Here is a 3,925-nt window from a genome sequence, read left to right on the forward strand (position 1 = left end):
CGTGGACCCGGTGCGGTTCTCGAACTCGACCCTGAGCTGGTAGCCGTAACGCGGCTGATCCTGCAACAGGGCGAGGAGGCTGTGGCGGATGGACATGGTGCTCCTTGCGACGGCGTCAGCGGGCGGTACGCACGGACCCCCAAGACCCGTGCATACCGCGTATGGACTGAGGCTAACGCAATCCTGCCCAGGGCACAATACTCAGTATTTACTCCGCCGCTCCGTGGCGGTTACATGACGAGCAGGATCTTCCCTACGTGGTCTCCGGAATCGAAGTACTCATGCGCCGCCTGAACCTGGGCCAACGGAAAAGTCTTCGCCACCAGGGGGCGGATCCGGCCGTCAGAGATCAGCGGCCACACGGACTCCCGCACGGCGTTCATGATGGCACCCTTCTCCGCCACCGGCCGGGGCCTCAGCGCAGTGGCCACCACCGCGGCACGCTTCTTCAGGAGCAAACCCAGGTCCAGTTCGCCTTTGGCGCCGCCCTGCAGTCCAATGACCACAAGCCGGCCGTAATCGGCGAGCGCATCAACGTTTTGCGCCAGGTACTTGGCCCCCACCACGTCCAGGATGACGTCGGCTCCCTTGCCGCCGTTCTGCCGCCGGAGGCTTTCCGGGAAGGCTTCCTCTTTGTAGTTGATGGCTATGTCAGCCCCCAGGAAAGCCTTGGCCGTGCCGACTTTCTCATCCGTCCCCGCCGTGGTGGCTACCTTGGCACCGAAGGCCTTGGCCAACTGGATGGCCATGGTGCCGATCCCGCCGGTGGCGCCATGGATCAGTACGGTCTCGCCCGCCTGCAGTTGCGCGGTCATGATCAGGTTCGAATATACGGTGGCCGCAACTTCCGGCAGGGCAGCGGCAGTGACCACGTCAACGCCGTCGGGGATCCGCAGCACCTGCCCCGCCGGAACGGCGACCTTTTCGGCGTAGCCTCCCCCGGCCAGCAGCGCCACCACCTTGTCCCCAATGGAAAATGCCTTGGTGACGCCGGGCCCGAACCCGGCAATCCGGCCCGAGACTTCCAGCCCCGGAACCTCGGAGGCACCCGGCGGCGGCGGATAGAAGCCCCGGCGCTGCTGGACGTCGGCCCTGTTCAAACCCGCCGCGACGACGTCGATCAGTACCTCGCCCTGCCCTGGGACCGGCGCGTCCACCTCACGGACCTCCAGCACCTCCGGACCGCCAGGCTCTGTTATGTAGACGGCTCTCATCGCGAACTCCCGTTTCTAGCTGATTAGTGCACCAAACCAGTGTGCACCGCACGCACGCCGGACCGGCGTTTTGTTGCAGCCAACTGCCTATGAAACACTACTCGTTAGGGAAGGTTGTCCGAGCGGCCGAAGGAGCTAGTCTTGAAAACTAGTGTGCGGTAACCCCGTACCAAGAGTTCGAATCTCTTACCTTCCGCGAAAGGAACCCCGGTTCGCCAGCAATGCTGGCCAACCGGGGTTCTTTAGCTTTAACCCTGGGTTCCGTTGAAACTGTCAGAGCTCCCGCATAGTGTCGGTGCTGTCTCCACTGCATGACGAGACCGGCAGCCCGTTCGAGGCCTGTCTTCCGCCCGTTCACACCAAGGAGCCCACTATGCCCGCACCTGACCTCACCCCCGGCGCACCCTGCTGGATCGATCTGATGACATCCGAGTCTGACACTGCCCGCCGGTTCTACGGCGAACTGTTCGGCTGGGAATTCGAAACCGGAGACCAGGACAAGTACGGCGGCTACATGATGGCGAGCAAGAACGGAAAATCCGTGGCCGGGGTCATGCAGAAGGACGCCGACCAGGCCGGCATGCCCGACGTCTGGTCCACCTACCTCCGCTCGGACGACGCCGAGGCCACCGCAGCCGCCGTCACAGCCCACGGCGGCCAGGTGCTCATGCCACCCATGGACGTCCCGGAACAGGGCCACATGGCAATCTTCGGCGACGCATCAGGGGCGGCCATCGGCGTCTGGCAGCCCCGCGAAATGAAGGGCTACGAACTGGTGGCAGAACCGGGCACACCAGCCTGGCACGAACTGCACACCAAGGACTACGACGCCGCCGTAAAGTTCTACCAGGACGTGTTCGGCTGGGAGACGGATGTCATGAGTGACAGCCCGGAGTTCCGCTACACCACCCTGGGCGCCGGCGACGCCGCCAAGGCCGGCATCATGGACGCCTCGGGCTACCTCCCGGCCGGGGTTCCTTCCCACTGGCAGATCTACTTCGCCGTCGAAGACACCGACGCTTCGATCAAGCAGGCAGTTGACCTCGGCGCCACCGTGATCGACGGCCCGGAGGACTCGCCGTTCGGCCGCCTGGCCACTTTGGCCGACCCCACAGGGGCAATTTTCAAGATCATCGCCGGCTAGACCGCGCACAGTCCGCACCCCACCCGGAACCGGCCGGGGTCTTGCCACCCTTGTTGACAAGACCCCGGCCGGTTTCTGCGTTATGCTCCGACCTCATAAACCTACCCTGCGGTAACCTCGCGTTCACTCAGTGCTGCTTGGCTCTCCAATGGACACGTCTGGCCGGATGAAATGACCGGCTCACTGGCCGGTGCACACCGCTCCGGCCAGAGAAAACGCCCCAGACCCCGGGGCCACAGTGAAAGTTAGAGCGGATGAATCACTCCCCCTTGAGGGCAGCGCTCGGCACCGTGCTGGCAGCAGGGCTCGTTGCAGCCCCGCTGGCAGCCAGCCCGGCCTTCGCCGTCGACCCATCGCCTGCTGCCGCGGGCACCTCACCCGTTGTCATTAACGAGGCGTACCTGAGCGGCGGCAGTACCGGCGCAGCGTTCAAGAGCAAGTTCGTTGAGCTCTATAACGGCTCCGACTCCCCGGTTTCCCTGGCGGGCTGGTCACTCCAGTACCGTTCGGCCGGCGGCACCACGGCGCCTGCCGTGGCTCCCCTGGCGGGTTCCATCCCCGCCAAGGGGTACTACCTCGTCCAGGGCAGCAGCAACGGTACGAACGGGGCGGACCTTCCCGCAGCGGACACCGTAGCCACGAACCTGAATTTCCAGGGCCAGAACGGCACCATCGTGCTGGCGAAGCAGGCAACAGCCGTCACCCTCGCCACCGGTTCGGTCATTGAACCGGCCGGAGTGGCAGACCTCCTGGGCTATGGCACGTCCAACACCTTTGAGACCGCGGCCGCGGCCGGGACCACGTCAAACACCGACGTCCGGAGCCTGAACCGCGCCGGCGGCGTGGACAGCAACAGCAACACCGCTGACTTCGCACTCAGCCCCAGCATCACCCCACAGACGGCGGGCGGCTCCGTTGAGCCCGATCCGGATCCAACGCCGGTGGGCAGGACGATTGCCGAAATCCAAGGCACCGGAACCGCCAGCCCACTGGCAGGGACCTCCGTGACCACCCGCGGCAAAGTCACCGCGACGTTCCCCACCGGCGGCTTCGCCGGCTACTACATCCAGACCCCGGGAACCGGCGGGGACCTCACCCCGGCCAGCCACACGGCGTCGGACGCTGTTTTTGTCTACTCGAGCGCAACCGCTGGTTCCGTCCAGATCGGCGACTACGTTGAAGTGACGGGTGCCGTCAGCGAGTTCTACAACATGACCCAGGTGACGGTCGCCGCCGCGGCGGACCTGAAGAAGCTCACCGACGCGGCTCCGGAAGTAAAGGCCACCAACTTCACCCTGCCGGCCGCCGAATCGTTCCGCGAGTCCCTCGAGGGCATGCTCCTCGCGCCACAGGGACCGGTCACCGTCACGGACAACTACACGTTGAACCAGTACGGCGAGATCGGTTTGTCCGGCGGGACCACCACGCTGGTCCAGCCCACCGCCGTCGCGCCTTACGGCACCGCCGGATACCAGGCCGCTGTGGCGGACAACGCCGCCCGCGGCATCAAGCTCGACGACGGCGCCACCACGAATTTCCTGGGCAGCACCGCCAACAAGGCCCAAGT

3 protein-coding genes, 1 tRNA gene and 1 pseudogene are annotated in these 3,925 nt (G+C 65.2%); 3 read left to right on the top strand and 2 right to left on the bottom strand.

Annotated features, from left to right (window positions below):
• Both DBR22_RS24340 and DBR22_RS06635 read right to left on the bottom strand, forming a co-directional pair.
• Nucleotides 1-96 (bottom strand): annotated as a pseudogene (locus DBR22_RS24340) (helix-turn-helix transcriptional regulator); the annotation flags it as partial.
• A 134-nt stretch (nucleotides 97-230) separates the two neighbouring features.
• Nucleotides 231-1,214 carry an NAD(P)H-quinone oxidoreductase gene (locus DBR22_RS06635; protein WP_108598351.1) on the bottom strand — a complete coding sequence of 328 codons (984 nt, stop codon included), beginning with the start codon at nucleotides 1,212-1,214 and terminating at the stop codon, nucleotides 231-233.
• 108 nt (nucleotides 1,215-1,322) lie between these two features.
• On the opposite strand from DBR22_RS06635, the gene DBR22_RS06640 reads away from it, so the two are divergent.
• The 3 genes from DBR22_RS06640 to DBR22_RS06650 form a co-directional block, all read left to right on the top strand.
• A tRNA-Ser gene (locus tag DBR22_RS06640) sits at nucleotides 1,323-1,410 on the top strand.
• A gap of 177 nt (nucleotides 1,411-1,587) precedes the next feature.
• Nucleotides 1,588-2,358, top strand: a complete 771-nt coding sequence (locus DBR22_RS06645; RefSeq protein ID WP_108598352.1) for a VOC family protein — start codon at nucleotides 1,588-1,590, stop codon at nucleotides 2,356-2,358.
• Nucleotides 2,359-2,612: 254 nt separating this feature from the next.
• On the top strand, nucleotides 2,613-3,925 hold a 1,313-nt coding region (locus DBR22_RS06650), incomplete at its 3' end, for a lamin tail domain-containing protein (RefSeq protein WP_181365064.1).

The organism is Arthrobacter sp. HMWF013 (assembly GCF_003061105.1).
GTDB lineage: Bacteria > Actinomycetota > Actinomycetes > Actinomycetales > Micrococcaceae > Arthrobacter.